Annotated in this window: 13 protein-coding genes; 8 read left to right on the forward strand and 5 right to left on the reverse strand. The window is 58.8% G+C overall.

Features of this window, described 5'->3' with window-relative positions; translation table 11 throughout:
* Positions 1-187 (forward strand): hypothetical protein (locus tag FHJ80_RS17380; RefSeq protein ID WP_218013996.1); only part of this gene is annotated, 187 nt, incomplete at its 5' end.
* A gap of 269 nt (positions 188-456) precedes the next feature.
* On the opposite strand, the gene lldD is transcribed toward FHJ80_RS17380, so the two are convergent.
* Complete coding sequence (gene lldD, locus FHJ80_RS17135) at positions 457-1,620, reverse strand: FMN-dependent L-lactate dehydrogenase LldD (protein ID WP_139528551.1); 1,164 nt, start codon at positions 1,618-1,620, stop codon at positions 457-459.
* Between the two features lie 322 nt (positions 1,621-1,942).
* On the opposite strand from lldD, the gene FHJ80_RS17140 reads away from it, so the two are divergent.
* Genes FHJ80_RS17140 through FHJ80_RS17150 form a run of 3 tightly spaced genes read left to right on the forward strand, consistent with a single transcriptional unit; the run spans position 1,943 to position 5,998 of the window.
* Entirely contained in the window at positions 1,943-2,713 is a 771-nt protein-coding gene (locus FHJ80_RS17140) for a GntR family transcriptional regulator (RefSeq protein ID WP_139528552.1), read from the forward strand.
* Complete coding sequence (locus FHJ80_RS17145) at positions 2,710-4,623, forward strand: ATP-binding protein (protein WP_139528553.1); 1,914 nt, start codon at positions 2,710-2,712, stop codon at positions 4,621-4,623. The genes FHJ80_RS17140 and FHJ80_RS17145 overlap by 4 nt, the downstream gene beginning before the upstream one ends.
* On the forward strand, positions 4,616-5,998 hold the full coding sequence (locus FHJ80_RS17150; protein WP_139528554.1) for a sigma-54 dependent transcriptional regulator: 1,383 nt from the start codon (positions 4,616-4,618) through the stop codon (positions 5,996-5,998). The genes FHJ80_RS17145 and FHJ80_RS17150 overlap by 8 nt, the downstream gene beginning before the upstream one ends.
* On the opposite strand, the gene FHJ80_RS17155 is transcribed toward FHJ80_RS17150, so the two are convergent.
* The 3 genes from FHJ80_RS17155 to FHJ80_RS17165 form a co-directional block, all read right to left on the reverse strand.
* Positions 5,974-6,645, reverse strand: coding sequence for a metal-dependent hydrolase (locus tag FHJ80_RS17155; protein WP_139528555.1), 672 nt, complete (start codon positions 6,643-6,645; stop codon positions 5,974-5,976). The two genes, FHJ80_RS17150 and FHJ80_RS17155, sit on opposite strands and share 25 nt — an antisense overlap.
* 90 nt (positions 6,646-6,735) lie before the next feature.
* Positions 6,736-7,287, reverse strand: a complete 552-nt coding sequence (locus FHJ80_RS17160; RefSeq protein WP_139528556.1) for a gamma carbonic anhydrase family protein — start codon at positions 7,285-7,287, stop codon at positions 6,736-6,738.
* Between the two features lie 52 nt (positions 7,288-7,339).
* A complete protein-coding gene (locus FHJ80_RS17165; protein ID WP_139528557.1) occupies positions 7,340-8,680 on the reverse strand; it encodes a sodium-dependent transporter in 1,341 nt (446 codons plus the stop codon).
* A gap of 202 nt (positions 8,681-8,882) precedes the next feature.
* Between FHJ80_RS17165 and prlC the strand changes: the two genes are divergently transcribed.
* From prlC to FHJ80_RS17185, 4 genes are all read left to right on the forward strand, one after another.
* Positions 8,883-10,931: an oligopeptidase A gene (gene prlC, locus FHJ80_RS17170; RefSeq protein ID WP_139528558.1), complete on the forward strand. Its 2,049-nt coding sequence runs from the start codon at positions 8,883-8,885 to the stop codon at positions 10,929-10,931.
* Positions 10,932-10,988: 57 nt separating this feature from the next.
* Entirely contained in the window at positions 10,989-11,237 is a 249-nt protein-coding gene (locus tag FHJ80_RS17175) for a YheV family putative zinc ribbon protein (protein ID WP_139528559.1), read from the forward strand.
* Positions 11,238-11,526: 289 nt separating this feature from the next.
* Positions 11,527-12,507 (forward strand): TAXI family TRAP transporter solute-binding subunit, encoded by a 981-nt coding sequence (locus FHJ80_RS17180; RefSeq protein WP_139528560.1) that lies wholly within the window; start codon positions 11,527-11,529, stop codon positions 12,505-12,507.
* A gap of 99 nt (positions 12,508-12,606) precedes the next feature.
* Positions 12,607-14,808 (forward strand): TRAP transporter fused permease subunit, encoded by a 2,202-nt coding sequence (locus tag FHJ80_RS17185; protein ID WP_139528561.1) that lies wholly within the window; start codon positions 12,607-12,609, stop codon positions 14,806-14,808.
* A gap of 91 nt (positions 14,809-14,899) precedes the next feature.
* Here the strand turns inward: FHJ80_RS17185 and FHJ80_RS17190 are convergent, their stop codons facing one another.
* A complete protein-coding gene (locus FHJ80_RS17190) occupies positions 14,900-16,111 on the reverse strand; it encodes an SLC13 family permease (protein ID WP_139528562.1) in 1,212 nt (403 codons plus the stop codon).
* Between the last annotated feature and the right edge of the window lie 12 nt (positions 16,112-16,123).

Here is a 16,123-nt window from a genome sequence, read left to right on the forward strand (position 1 = left end):
GAAGCGAACCAAACTTGGCTCAAGGGTCAAACGAATTCATTCATTAGGCCGAAGCCTGTTTGACGAGTCGCTTGCCTTGATAATGGGTGATTTGTCACCCTCATCGGCAAGCGCCCACATGAATTACCTGATCAAATTGTTAAAGAGCAACTTTCTTAATGTCGCTGCGGCGGGCTCGATGACCTGACCCGTGCTGCCTCAGCGAGGAAGGCGTATTCTACGCATTCCGTGGCGTTTGTCAACCGCTGTTTTCAGCGGGCGAAGCGAGCGATCTGACCAACCTACCACAGAACTCTAACTTCCTGACAAACAAGAGGTTTTTCATCCTCATCACCGCTGGTAACGCTGGGCGTCCCCGGCAGCGGATGCGTACTTTACGGATTCGATGCCGGGTTGGCAAGAGGGTTTTGTAAAAAAACTCCAACATCTTTCTGCCAAGCTGAAATGCTGTCCTCCTTAGGCTGGAGGAGTCATCGCGCCCATCGCCCCAGCTACTAGCGACTCAGAACTCAAATCGGCAATCGTACGAGCCCCTGTCAGGGTCATGGCTACCTTCATCTCTTTCTCGAACAGATCGAGCAGGTGAGCAACTCCGGCCTCGCCTGCCGTTGCCAGTGCATAGATGAAGGCACGACCAATGAGCGCAGTGTCCGCCCCCATGGCAATCATGCGCACGACATCGAGACCACTGCGCACGCCAGAATCGGCCAAAATCGCCAGATCACCTTTCACCGCATCCGCAATGGCAGGGAGCGCACGCGCGGTTGAAGGCACGCCATCTAACTGCCGGCCGCCGTGATTGGACACCACGATCCCATCGGCACCAAAGCGCACGGCATCCCGCGCATCTTCCGGATCCAGAATCCCCTTGATGATCATCGGACCGTCCCAAAACTCCCGAATCCACTCTAAGTCCTTCCAGGAAATCGCCGGATCGAAGTTATTCCCCAGCCAAGCGATATAATCCTCCAGCTCGGTGGGCTTACCCCGGTAGTCGGACACGTTGCCCAGATCATGGGGCCGACCTTTGACACCGACATCCCAAGCCCATAGAGGATGCAGCGCTGCTTGAAGTATACGTCGTGTCGGACCGTGCTTGCCGCTCATGCCGGAGTGCGCATCGCGGTAGCGCGCGCCGGGCACCGGCATATCGACGGTAAAAATCAGCGTTTTCACACCTGCCGCCTTGGCGCGCTCAAGAACATGTTTCATGAAGCCCCGGTCTTTTAGCACGTAGAGCTGGAACCAAATGGGGCGATCGACGGCAGCGGCCACTTCTGCGATGGGGCAAACCGATACGGTAGAGAGTGTAAAAGGAATCCCTTTCTTGGTCGCGGCACGCGCCGCCTGGACTTCTCCCCGTCGAGCATACATACCCGCCAACCCGACGGGCGCCAGCGCCAGCGGCATCGCTAGCTTCTCACCCAGCAGCTCGGTTTCCAGTGACAGCGACGACATGTCTTTGAGCACACGCTGGCGTAGCGCGACGTCACGCAGATCGTCGACATTTCGCCGCAATGTATGCTCGGCATACGACCCACCATCGGCATAGTGAAAGAGGAAGGGGGGAAGGCGGCGCTTGGCAGCCTGCCGATAGTCCGTAGAAGCAGAGATGATCATGACGGGCCCTATGCACGAAAGACGTTATTGTAAGTAGCCATTAAAAGTAGGCGCGAATTCGCTGATGATGGCGTTACACTCCGACCGACCGCAAACAGCGACACGCCTGTCATCAAGCCAATATTGGTAATACCAATTGACAAATAATGATCAATAACGTTAATGACAAGCTGGTGGTATGTCAAACGAAGATCCCTTCTGACGTGCAAACCAACTTTATACTTTAGTTTACTCGCAGTCGCTAACACGGTGGGTATTCGCTGCTTGAGTAGCGCTCTAAAACACCTTACTATTGGTCTTACCAATTAAGGGAGCCCCACCAATGACCTACCCTCCGCTCCGTCAACAGCGCCTTGCCGACGTGATAACGGAACGCCTGGAAGCCATGATCTTGGAAGGCAGCCTCAAGCCCGGCCAACGTTTACCGCCAGAAAGGGAGCTTGCCGAGCGTTTCGGCGTATCGCGCCCTTCGCTGCGCGAAGCCATTCAGAAGCTAGCGGCTCGCGGCCTGCTCATCAGCCGCCAGGGAGGCGGCACCTTCGTCAATGAAACGCTGAATAGTGGTTACACTGATCCGCTGCTGGAAATGCTCTCGCGCCATAACGAATTCCATTTGGACCTGCTGGAATTTCGTGACGCCATGGAGGGCATTTCCGCCTATTATGCGGCCCTTCGCTCCACGCCTGCCGACAAAGCCGTGCTCATTCAGCGCTTCGAGGAGCTGGACGGTGGCTTCGTCGGTGCCGATCCTGCGCAGGAAGCCAAACTAGACGCCGCGTTTCATCTTGCCATTGCGGAAGCAGCGCACAACGTGCTGCTGCTGCACACCATCCGCGGCATTTTCCACCTGCTCGAGCAGAGCATCGTGGATAATCTGGCCCATCTGTTTGCCAAGCCCGACTCGCGCACGCAACTCATGAAACAGCACCGTGCTTTACTGGACGCCATCTTAGAAGGCCGTGCCGAAGACGCCCGCGCCCGCGCCCATGAACACTTGGTGTACGTAGAGGAGGGCTTGCTGGAGATGGCCAGAGCCGAGACTCGCGCCCAGCGCGCGTTACGCCGTGCCCAGGGCACCAGCAGCCCGGCATGAACAGTCATGTCAGTCCTACCGCGCGGCGCTGGCGGCTGCTATGGCTGATCGTCATTCCCCTAGGGCTACTGCTATGTATGTGGCAAGCGTCCCAGCTCGCTCGTGAGCAGGCACTCTCGAATCTTCAAGATGATGCCGAAAACGAGCTGCGCCTTTCTGCAGCCAACTTGAACGGCTATCTGCTGCGCTACGACTACCTGCCACAAATGCTGGCCACGCGGGAAGGCATCCAACGCTTCTTGGACTCCCCCGAAAGCCAGGACCCCATGCCACTCAACCTGCTGCTGGATCGTTTTCGTTTCACTTCAGGCGTCTCGGACGTTTACCTGCTTGATCGCGATGCCGACACCATCGCGGCTAGCAACTGGCATCGCCCCAACACGTTCATTGGTCAGAACTACGCGTTTCGCAGCTACTACTCCGATGCCATCGCGGGTGGCCAGGGACGCTTTTTTGGGCTAGGGATCCAGTCGTTAGAGCGCGGCTACTACTTTTCCTCTCCGGTGTGGCTGGACGACACCTCTCCCGATGCCAAGCCCGATGGTGTGATCGTGGTAAAAGTGCTGCTCGATGACGTCGAGGAGAGTTGGGCCGAGCAGGACGCCGAACTGTTCGTCACCGATAGCGACAACATCATCTTCATGGCCAGCCACCCCGAACTGCGCATGAATGCCCTCTACCCATTGAGCGACGTCCAGCGCAACGCACTGCGCGCTACTCGCCGTTACGCCATGGAGCCGCTATCGCCCTCCGGCATTCAGCTGGATACTCCTTACGCGCCCGGCAGCTATTTGGTGAGCTTCGCGCATGGCCCACTGAGCGGGGGTCGCTATTTAAGCCTCACCCGGCCAATTCCTGAGTTTGGCTGGCAAATGCATATTCTCAAACCGCTGACGCCGGTCATCAATGCTCAGTGGATTGCCGCTTTTATGGCAGGGGGGCTCTATAGCGTTATCGCCCTGGCAGGCGGCATTGGCTGGCAGCGCCTAAGGTTACGTCGAGAGCGTGAAGCGTTTGCCGAGCGAGAGCGTCAAACGTTGGCCCGGGTGCGCGATGAGCTTGAAGTCAGCGTCGAGCGTCGCACCCGGGATCTGGTCGCCAGTAATCAGCGTCTTTCGGATGAAATCGAAGAGCGGCGGCGAGCAGAGGCCAACTTGCGTCAAACCCAGGATGAACTGATCCAAGCCGCCAAGCTCGCCGTGCTAGGTCAACTGGCGGCGGGCATCAACCATGAGCTCAACCAACCCCTCGCCGCCATTCGCGCCTACGCCGAAAACGCCCGGCGCTTTATCGAGCTGGCACGCATCGAGCGCGCTGACGCCAACTTGGCGCATATCGTCGAACTCACTGAACGCATGGCCGACATTAGCGCCCAACTGCGCCAATTCTCTCGCAAAAGCAGCGATCGTCAAGAAACGATTTCGGTTCAAGCATGCATCGAGTACGCCCTGCGCCTGTTTCATAGTCGCCTGCGCGATGACGCTATCCACGTGGTTCATCAGTGGCCCGAAGAGACCCTCTGGGTAGAGGGCGACTTAGTGCGCCTTGAGCAGGTACTCGTGAACCTGATTGGCAACGCGGTTCAGGCAATGAAGGAGGCCGAGGCACCTGTTCTGACGCTGAGTGCCCAAATAGACGACGCGCACATCGTCATCAGCGTGGCAGATAATGGCCCAGGCATTGCGACGGATCATCTAGGCCATATTTTCGAGCCCTTTTTTACCACCAAAGCGCCGGGCAGCGGACTAGGGCTAGGACTCTCGATCTCCTCGCGTATTATGGAGGACCTGGGAGGCAAGCTACAGGCCCGCAATCTTGTCGATGGCGGCGCCTGCTTTACGGTAACTCTGCCACGTTCGCCAGCGCCTTCCGCCTCCCGCCATGAAGAGGAGAACCCTTCCCATGCATGAGCCGTCGACACTGCCGGTCATGGTGATCGACGACGAGCCGCATCTTCGTATCACCGCCAGTCAAACCTTAGAACTCGCCGGTTATACGCCCCACTGCTTCGAGTCGGCCGAGCAGGCACTGGCCGCACTGCCAGCCAATTTCCCCGGCGTCATCGTCAGCGATATTCGAATGCCAGGCATGGACGGCATGTCCCTGTTGCATGAACTGCATAGCCGCGACGCCACGCTGCCGATCATTCTGATTACCGGCCACGGCGATATCTCCACCGCCGTGGAGGCAATGCGGGCAGGCGCTTGGGACTTCCTGGAAAAGCCTTTCGCAGGCGACCAGCTGCTGGATGTGGTGAGGCGTGGCATCGAAAAGCGCCAGCTCAGCCTCGAAAACCTGCGTTTGAAAGCCGAGCTAGAGGTGCAGCAAGCCGCACTAGGGCCACGTCTGGTCGGGAGAACGCCAGTGATCTCACGTCTCGCCGCGATGATTCAGCGCATCAGCCAAGTGGAGGCCGACGTGCTGTTGTTTGGCGAGACCGGCACCGGCAAAGACCTGGTTGCTCGGGCGATTCATGAGCGTAGCGCCCGGCGTAACAGCCCCTTTATGGCCATCAACTGCGGCGCGGTGCCAGAAAACACGATCGAATCCGAACTGTTTGGTCATGAGAAAGGGGCATTTACTGGCGCAGTGGAGCGGCGCATTGGCAAATTCGAGCATGCCAACGGTGGCACGGTCTTTTTGGATGAGATCGAATCGATGCCGCTGGCGCTGCAGGTGAAACTGCTGCGCGTATTGCAAGAGCGTAGCGTGGAGCGCCTCGGCGCCAACGAAGCAGTGCCGCTCGATATTCGTGTGATCGCTGCCACCAAAGTGGATCTAAAAATGGCCGCGGAGGAAGGGCGCTTTCGTGAAGACCTCTACTACCGACTCAACGTGGTCACGCTGCCCCTTCCCGCTCTGCGTGAGCGGCGCGAAGATATTCCCCTGCTGTTCCAGCACTTTGCCGTCGTCGCCGCCAACCGCAGCGGTTTGGAAGCGCCTACCCTGGATAGCCATGCGGTTGCGGCCCTGTTGGCCCACGATTGGCCTGGCAACGTTCGCGAGCTGCGCAATTTAGCAGAGCGTTACGTGCTGTTAGGCGCGGCGTTCGACTACCGTCTGGATGTCTTGCTCGAGGGGGTCACCGCAGATACGCAAGAACCCACGCTGCCACGCCAAGTAGAGTTGTTCGAAAAAAGTCTGATCAGCCAATCCCTGGCACGTCATCATGGCCGAGTGACCGATGTGTGTCGTCATTTAGGGATTCCGCGTAAAACGTTTTACGACAAGCTAAAGAAACATGGCCTCAGCGCCGATGACTATCGCCACAGCAGCGAGCCTTGATGAAATAACTCCAGCAGCACGCTCCAGGGGGGTACCCAAGGCATCAGCACCAACAGGGCGATCAGCATCAATAGGTTGGATAGCGGACGGCGGCTATCCCCCAGCTTCAGCGCTGTCCCGAACGAGCGCTTGAGCCGTGCACCTTCCAAATCGACACTAAACAGCTCGTCCAGGCCCAAGTGGATGATAAAACCCAACAACACCGCCGCTCCATGGGACCACGCCAGCCAGGCAGGCTGCGCCAATACGTGGTAACTGATAGCGGCGGCGGCCAGCGCACAGAGCCCTGCCGCCATCAGCGAGTGCCAGATACCACGATGCACGGTCAGGCGCGAAAATAGCACCGCCGCTAAATAGCGCACCGAAAAATAGATGCCCCCGCAGGCCACCAGCAGCAACCCAGGCGTCAGCCAGGGCTGGAGCAGCAGCACGCCCAACACCAGCGAAGGAACGGATAATAGATTGAAAATCAGTCGTATAGAGCGAGAGCGGTCGGCGTCGATGTCAGGCAGGATCCCGCCAAACGCCACCAGCGCAATGACCAGCAGTGCTTGAGGCGCTCCCCACCACTGGGCTTGCCAGCCAACGTAAGCCATTAGCGTGCCGCCCGCTGCTGCTACCGTAATATGCGTGCGAAAATTAGCCATGTCGCGGCACCCTAGAAAACTGGATAAATTACCAGATTTTTAGAGAGCGCAACATGGCTATTTTAGAAAAAAGAGTGGTTAGGCAAGCGCTTAGCGTCCGCTGTCGGTATCACTGAGAAACCGGTCTTTTAACTTGACATAATTACCCGCCGTGTAAGGAAAGAAGGCGCGCTCTTTCTCTTTCAGCGGGCGCAGCGCTTTTGCCGGGTTGCCTGCATAAACGAAGCCGCTCTCCAGCCGTTTCCCGGGTGTCACCACGGCGCCAGCGGCTATGATGACCTCATCTTCGACGACGGCCCCATCCATGACGATTGCCCCCATTCCCACCAGGATACGGTTACCCAGCGTGCAGCCATGCAGAATGGCTTTATGGCCGATGGTCACGTCGTCACCAATGGTCAGCGGAAAACCCTCCGGATTGAAGTCGCTCGCATGGGTGATGTGCAGCACGCTGCCATCCTGAACGCTGGTCCGCGCGCCAATGGTGATACGGTGCATATCGCCACGAATCACGGTCATCGGCCATACAGAACAGTCGTCGCCTAGCGTGACATTGCCGATCACCACGCTAGCGGGGTCGATATAGACACGCTCACCCAACTGCGGCGAGACGCCTTGATAGGTCCTTAAGGCACTGCTCATGGCACACTCCTCTGAAGCATTTCGCGTTTCGTAACGACACATGATGAGGGAACTATAACAACCCACCCAGTAGAACGATAAACGTCAGTGGAATCGATACCCAGCGGACGATAGTGCGCCACAGGACATAACCACCATCGCCCACGCCCAGCGCTTTCACGACCAGCGCTTGCGGCATCACCCAGGCGGCAAAGGTGGCAATCAGCAAACCGCCCAAGGGTAGAAAGATGTCAGGCGGAATACTGCTCACTAGCTCGAACACGTTACGGCCAAGCAGTGGCCGGAACTCGGCCAGCGTGGAAAATGAAAACGCCGACAGCAGGCCGAGAAGCCAAACGCTGATGGCCACCACGGCGGTGGAAACACTGCGTCGCCAACCCAGCCCTTGCAGCGTTGCCACCATTGGCTCGGCCAAGTTGATCGCCGAGGTCCACGTGGCGAGCAGCAGCAGTAAGAAAAAAACGCTGAGCCAGAGCGAGCCCCACGGCAGCTCGGAAAACGCGATCGGCAGCGTCACGAACATCAGTCCTGGGCCATCGGCAGGGTCCATGCTTTGCGCAAACACCACCGAGAAAATCGCGATGCCCGCCAACAGCGCCACACTGATATCCAGCACTGCCACAGCGAAAGCCGCTTTGGGCAGGCTCTGCTCATCGGGCATATAAGCACCGTATGCCATCAACGCGCAGGCCCCGACAGCCAGGGTAAAGAACGCGTGACCCATGGCGTGCAATACAACCGCGGGCGTCACGTCGGTAAAGGAGGGTAGAAAGAGCCAGGACAGCGCCGTGCCAAAACCTGTGGTGGTAGTGGCGTAAACGGCCAATAGCAGCAGCAAGCCGTAAAGCAGCGGCATCAGCAGGTTGTTGAGACGCTCGAGTCCCTTGGCGACGCCCGCGGCCACCACCGTCATGGTCATGAACAGAAACAGCGAGTGATTGAAGATCAGCAGCCCTGGATTCGCTAGAAAGGCTTCGAACCCCGCGCCGATCTCGGCAGCGCTGGCGCCGTGGAAATTGCCGTTCACCGAGGCGACCAGAAACTCGATCGACCAGCCGGACACCACCGAATAAAACGACAAAATACAGAACACGGTGAACGCACCAAACAGCCCCAGCCAACGCCAGTACCGTGACGCCCCGGCTTCGGATGCCAACACGCCGAGCGCCTGCATCGGCCCGCGCCGCCCGGCACGCCCGATGAGAATTTCCGCCATCATCACGGGAATCCCAAGTAGCAACACGAACGCCACATAAATCAGCAAAAAAGCAGCGCCGCCGTTCTCTCCCGCCACATAGGGGAAGCGCCAAATATTACCCAGCCCAACCGCAGCACCTGTTACCGCCAAGATAAAGGCCCGCTTCGACCCCCAGCGCTCTAGCGTTTCACTCATTACTTGCTCCTGCCATGGGTGGCATTGTTTGGTGACACTTGCAAATTAAGGATATGGAAAGGCGGCAAGACTAGCAGGCACCCGCCCCCAGGCCAAACGCTTGCAGCGGGCCGAGCATTGAAACAGCGCCCTACTGCCCGCACTGTGTCATCATCAGTGCATGCATTGTGTGCACCTTCACTTGATGACTGCCGAGGTACTTATGTCCCGCAACCCGTTGCTAGAGAGTCACGAGCTTCCCCCTTTCGCCGACATTCGTGCCAACCACGTAGTGCCCGCCGTAGAAACGCTGCTCGATGAAAGCCGCGAGGCGATTGATCGACTCGCCCAACAGGCCGCTACGACGCCACCCACATGGGAGAATTTTGCCGCCCCACTGGAAGGCGTGAATGACCGTCTTTCCCAAGCCTGGTCGCCGGTATCGCACCTCAACGGCACCATGAACACGCCAGAGCTGCGCGACGCGTACCAAGCCTGTCTGGAAAAACTCTCTGCGTTTGGCACCTGGGTTGGCCAGCACGAAGGGCTGTTCAAAGGCTGGCAGGCGCTAAAAGAGAGCGAGAGTTGGTCAACGCTGACGGCCGCCCAACAGCGTACGGTGGATAACGCCCTGCGCGATTTTCGCCTGGCCGGGGTCGATCTCCCTGCGGATAAGAAGGTTCGCTACGGCGAGATTCAATCCCGCCTCTCGACGCTGTCTAATCAGTTCTCCAACAACGTGCTGGATGCCACTCAGGCGTGGCACAAAGACATTCAGGATCGTGCGTCGTTGGCTGGCGTTCCTGAGAGCGCCCTGGAAACCCTCAAAGCCCTGGCAGATGCCAAAGGCGTGGAGGGCTACCGTATTACGCTGGATTTCCCGAGTTTCTTCCCCATCGTCAGCTACGCCGACAGCCGTGAACTGCGCGAGGAGGTGTATACCGCCTTCGTGACCCGAGCCTCCGACCAGGGTCCCAACGCGGGTAAGTTCGACAACGCGCCCATTTTGGAAGAGATTCTAGCCCTGCGTCAGGAGTTGGCGCAGCTGCTGGGCTTCGCGACCTACGCCGACTACTCGCTGACCACCAAAATGGCGGACTCCCCCACGCAGGTGTTGGACTTTCTGGAAGATCTCGCCCGTCGCGCCAAGCCTCAAGCGCAAGAGGAGTTTGCCGAGCTCAGCGCTTACGCCCGCGACGAGCTCGGCATCGAGACGCTCAAACCCTGGGATGTCGCCTACGTCAGTGAAAAGCTTCGCGAAGCGCGTTACGCTATCTCCCAAGAGCAGCTGCGTCCCTACTTCCCCGCGCCACGGGTCGTCGATGGCTTGTTCCAGGTCGTCGAGCGTCTTTATAACGTGCATATCGAAGCGGATGACAGCGCCCCGAGCTACCACGACGATGTCCGCTTTTACCGCATCAGCGAGCACGGCAAGCCGATTGCCGGTTTCTATCTAGATCTCTACGCCCGTGAAGGGAAACGTGGCGGCGCGTGGATGGCCGACTGCCGGGTACGCCGCAAAACCGATAACGGCGTGCAGCTCCCCGTGGCCTTTTTGACCTGCAACTTCACCGCGCCGGTGGGCGGCAAACCTGCGCTCCTCACCCATGACGAAGTGACCACGCTGTTCCACGAATTCGGCCATGGCCTGCATCACATGCTGACCAAGCAGGAGGTGGCCGACGTCTCAGGCATCAATGGCGTCGCCTGGGATGCGGTAGAACTGCCCAGCCAGTTCATGGAGAACTACTGCTGGGAGCGAGAAGGCCTCGACCTGCTAGCCAAACACGTAGACACCGGCGAACCGCTGCCAGACGTTCTGTTCGAGCGTCTGCAAGCGGCCAAAAACTTCCAGTCTGCCATGGGCATGGTGCGACAGATCGAGTTTTCACTGTTCGACCTGCGCCTCCACCATGAGCTGGAAGCACCTTCGGCTAGCGATGTACAAGCGCTGCTCGACGACGTGCGTCGCCAAACCTCCGTCGTACCGGTGGTCGACTTCAACCGCTTCCAAAATAGCTTCAGCCACATCTTTGCAGGCGGCTACGCCGCTGGCTACTACAGCTATAAGTGGGCGGAGGTCCTCTCTGCCGATGCCTGGAGTGCCTTTGAAGAGGCGGGTATCTTTGATCCCACCACTGGCCAGCGCTTCCGCGAGGAAATTCTTGAGCAAGGCGGCGCTCGGGATGCCGCCGAGCTATTCCGTGCTTTCCGGGGCCGTGAACCCAGCGTCGAGCCGCTGCTACGCCATAGCGGTATCCGCGCGGCCTAAACCGACCGTTTCGATACGGTGCGGCGGCTCAGCCGTCGCACCTTGGGAGCCAAACCGATGTCGAGTGTTAAACGTTTTATCGCGGGGGTGACTTGCCCACGCTGCGCCGCCATGGACCGTATTCGCGCTTGGGAGCAAAACGGTATTCGCTACCGGGAGTGCGTCAGCTGCGATTTTTTCGAACAGTTGCCCATTGAGGACGACGCAGCCCCTGAACTCACCACTCGTGTGAATCAAGTGCGCGATGAGCAAAAAGTCCAGGACGTGCAGCCTGTGCGTATTCTGGATCCTGGCAAAAAGAAGTAACGCCCTCGCCGACCCATCGACCAACCCCGGGTAGCGACTAAGGCGCTGCCCACTCAAGGTGTGCGGAATTCCGCACATCACCCCGCTTACCCCGTGCGAAAAGCCAGACACTTACCGCGTTTTGCATTTCAACCAAAGTTGAAGACCATTTTCTCAATCTATTGATTTAAAAATAAAAATACGTACATGGCACGAGTATCGCTCTGTATAAGCTGCTTAATGATGAAGCACTGGCGGTGTCCCACACGCGCCAGACGATAATCCCAATAACAGCTTAGGAAAACTCGCCATGCGCAATACGATGCCCAAAACGATTGCCCTGCTCGCTGGTGGCGCGCTACTCGCCGCCGGTACTGCCCACGCGGACCGCTCCGAGTGGCCAACCAACTTCACGGTGGGTACGGCCAGTCAAGGCGGCACCTACTTCGTTTACGGCTCTGGCTGGGCAAACTTCATCGCCGATGAGCTCGGTGTTTCAGGCGGCGGCGAAGTGACTGGTGGCCCTACCCAAAACCTGGCGCTAGTACATAGCGGCGATATGGCGTTCGGCCTAACCACCATGGGACCGGCTTCCGATGCCATGAAAGGCGAAAGCCCGCTGGCCCCAGGCCTAGTAATGGACAACGTGTGCGCGCTGTTCCCGATGTACGAGACTCCGTTCTCCATCGCAGCGCTCTCGAGCTCTGGCATTACTTCCATCTCTGAGATTCCTGACGGTGCGCGCATCGGCTTCGGCCCGGCGGCATCGACGTCTGACACCTACTTCCCAGCCATGCTGGAAACACTGGGCGTCAACTTCGAGCGCCGTAACGGCGGCTGGTCGGATCTGGGCGGTCAGCTTCAGGACGGCTTGCTGGACGTCGTCGCGTTTGCTGCAGGTATCCCGATTCCGGCGGTTAGCCAGTTAGAAGTACAAACCGACGTGAACATCATCGAATTTACCGAAGAAGAGCTGGCCACCGTGCTGGAAAACTATCCGGTTGCTGAATTCACCATTCCGGCCAGCACCTACACCACACTGGAAGAAGATGCGCGCGCCGTCTCCATGTGGAACTTCGCCATTGCCGGTTGTGACCTGCCGGAAGACTTCATCTACGAAGTCACCAAGGCGACCATGGAAAACAACGATCGGATGCGTGACGTACACCGCAGCGCTGAAACCAGCATCCCGGAGAACATCGTTCATAACAACGTACTGCCCTTCCACCCGGGTGCAGCACGCTGGTACGAAGAGAACGGTTACGACATCTCTGACGATATGATCAAGTAAGTACGCCGCACCATCGCGCTGCCCCGTCACCGACCCTGTCGGGCGGGGCAGCGTTCGCTACTGCCCCTTTCTCTGCTTTTGCTGTGAGGGTGACCTCTGATGAGTCACAATACCGACCAAGACCCCAACGGCCTCAAGGATGACGCCCTAGCTGGTTCATCAACGCCCGAATCGATTGCCGATGGCGTCGATGAGGAAGTCGTTGAGCCCAACCGCCGCCTATTCGTCGGCTGGCAGTTCCTACTATTTGCAGCACTGGCGATTGCCTACTCGGGTTTCCACCTGTTTTCACTCAACGTGTATCCCATGGAGACCTGGTCGTTTCGCATCGTTCACATCGCCGGTGCGTTGATTTTGGGTTACGGCCTGTTTGCCGGTGCCCGCTTTGCCGAAGATGCGCAGCAAGCGTCACCTGCTTGGTTGAAATGGGTGAGCTACGCGCTGCTGGTGCCTGCGGTTTACGCTCTGGTGCAGGTCTTCTTGATGCAGCAGACCATTAACGGCGGTGCCATGCGCATCGACCCGACCATCGAGACGCTGCACTTTGGCTACCCACTGATGGCGACTACCGCCGTCGCGATCGTACTCTCCTGGTTCTATCGTCAGGAGCGCCACCGCTTCAACGCCGCTGACCTCGTGCTCATGGTGTGTGCACTGGCCAGCGCAGGCTACCTGCTGATGGCGTTCAACACCACCATGCGGATGTCTACCGGCACCTCGTTTGCGCCTCCCGGCATTTCGTGGGCGGCCATTGCAGGTTCGCTACTGATTCTCGAACTGACCCGCCGCGTCGCTGGCTTGGCGCTGGTCGTCATTTCCGCCGTCTTCCTGACCTACGTGTTTGCTGGCCCCTATCTGCCGGGTTTCCTAGGCTACCCGGGGCTGTCGATTCAGCGTTTCTTTAGCCAGGTCTACACCGATGCGGGCATTCTCGGCCCGACCACGGCGGTCTCTTCTACCTATATCATTCTCTTCATCATTTTTGCCGCCTTCCTACAGGCCTCCAAAGTAGGTGATTACTTCGTCAACTTCGCCTTTGCCGCGGCAGGCCGTGCCCGCGGCGGCCCGGCGAAAGTCGCCATCTTTGCCTCTGGCTTGATGGGCATGATCAACGGCACGTCGGCCGGTAACGTGGTCTCCACGGGTTCTCTAACCATTCCGCTCATGAAAAAAGTGGGCTACCCCGCACGTAGTGCAGGGGCCATCGAGGCCGCCGCGTCTACCGGTGGTCAGATCATGCCGCCCATCATGGGCGCAGGTGCGTTCATCATGGCGGAAGTGACCGGTATCCCTTATACCGAAATCGCCATTGCCGCTGTCATCCCGGCCATTCTCTACTTTGCCTCGATCTACTTCATGGTGGATTTCGAAGCCGCCCGTAAAGGCATGCGCGGCATGCGCAAAGACGAGATTCCGCTGTTCTCCAAGCTGGTAAAACAGGTCTATCTGTTCGCGCCGATCATCATTTTGATCGTAGCGCTATTCATGGGCTACTCGGTGATTCGTGCAGGTACGCTGGCCACCGCCTCTGCGGCCGTGGTGAGCTGGATTTCGCCCAACAAGATGGGCCTGCGCGCCATTTTGAGAGCGCTGCAGCTAGCGGGCACCATGTCGATTCAGATCATTGCCGTGTGTGCCTGCGCGGGTTTGATCGTTGGCGTCATCTCGCTGACCGGTGTGGGTGCGCGCTTCTCTTCTCTGCTGCTGGGCTTGGCGGGCGTTAGCCAGCTGCTGGCGCTGTTCTTCGCCATGCTGATCAGCATTCTGCTAGGCATGGGCATGCCGACCACGGCGGCTTACGCGGTGGCGGCCTCGGTCGTGGCACCGGGGTTGATCAACATCGGCATCGAGCCGCTGATTGCTCACTTCTTCGTGTTCTACTTCGCCGTGGTCTCGGCCATTACGCCGCCGGTGGCGCTGGCCTCTTACGCGGCGGCGGGTATCTCTGGGGACAACCCCATGGGCACGTCGGTGGCGTCGTTCAAGATTGGCTTGGCCGCATTTATCGTGCCGTTCATGTTCTTCTACAGCCCGGCGATGCTGATGGAAGGCTCTGCCATGCAAATCCTGCGCGTTGGCCTCACCGCTACGCTGGGTATCGTGCTGCTCTCAGGCATGGTGCAGAAGTGGTTCTTCGGCCCGGTGAACGTCATCCAGCGTGTGGTCATGCTGGTGGGCGCACTTTTCTTGATCTACGGCGGTATCTATACCGATATTGCAGGCCTCGCCATTGGTACAGTGCTATTTGTCATGCAGCGCAAGCAGCACGGTGGCAAAGGCAAGATTGCCAACGCAACCTAAGCAATAACGACTCCTCCTCGAGCAACAGCCGGAACCCTTGGGTTCCGGCTGTTTTTTCTCCAGCGTAGCGTACCTCGCTGCGCAATGCCGGTCAGCGCAGCGTGAACCAAAGCGCCGCCGCCAGCATCGATAGCAACGTTACCGGCACGCCAACTTTAGTAAACGCCACGAATCCTAGATGAACCCCATGGCGTTTCGCGCCCTCTGCCACGATCAAGTTCACCACGCTGCCGATCAGCAGCAGGTTCCCCGCCAAGGTCGACATCACCGCCAACATGACGAGGGTGGACTCCGGCAACCCAGGAAACAGCCCCAACAGCAGCACTACAAAGGGCACGTTGCCAATCACGTTACTGGCCATCAACGCGATGCCCGTCATACTCCACGCACCGCTAGGCAGCCCGTCTTCGCCTAACAGACGATTCACCACCGCGCTGGCCTCGGGCAGCGATGCCACGCTCCCCGTAACGATGAAGAGGCCCACGAACAGCAGTAGCAGGTTCCAATCGACGGCTTGGGTATAACGGTGGCTGGCCACCCGGCGCGACATCATCAGCACCAGGGCCACGGCCAGCGCCGACCACTCGCGGGGGAGCGGCGTCGAGAACAGTACCAACAAGGCAACGGCAGCCAACAGCGGCTTATAGCGAAGGCTTTCTGTCATAGGCGCCGTTGCCAATGGCGCCGAAGCGGGGCCACTGAGCCACCAGCGCCGCCGCCAGACGAGCCAGATGACGCTGTAGGTAGCCATCAGCGCGACCAGCGCAGGGACGGCGGCTTGCAGGCTGTAATCCCAAAACGCTAAGTCGCCCGCCTGACCAATCAGAATATTTTGCGGGTTGCCAATTAGGCTCGCCGCCGAGCCTGCATTGCAGGACATCGCCAGGGCCAGCAGGAACGGCCGAGGGTCCAGCCCTCGAGCCAGCAGCGCCTGGCATAGCAGCGGCGTCAGCGCGAAGGCGACGATATCATTGACCAACAGCGCCGATAGCCCTCCGCCCAACAGCACCACCCCCAGGAGCAGCTTGGTCGGCTGGGCGGCATGCCGAGCCATCCACTCCGATAGCCGATGATACACTCCTGAAAAACCAAACTGCGCCGAGACCAACATCAATGCCATCAGCAGCACCAGCGCGCCAATATCGATATGGCTGGCAATCTCTTCCAACCGGACGGTGCCGGTTATCAGCAACACACATGCCGCCGCGAGGGCCATCCAAGAGCGGTCGACCTGCAGGCCGGGTAATCGGCCCACTGCCATGCCCAGGTAGGTAAATGCGAACACGGCAGTGATCAACCACATCGTGTGGTGCTC

The sequence above is a fragment of the Halomonas sp. BL6 genome, assembly GCF_006228115.1.
Lineage (GTDB): Bacteria > Pseudomonadota > Gammaproteobacteria > Pseudomonadales > Halomonadaceae > Vreelandella > Vreelandella piezotolerans.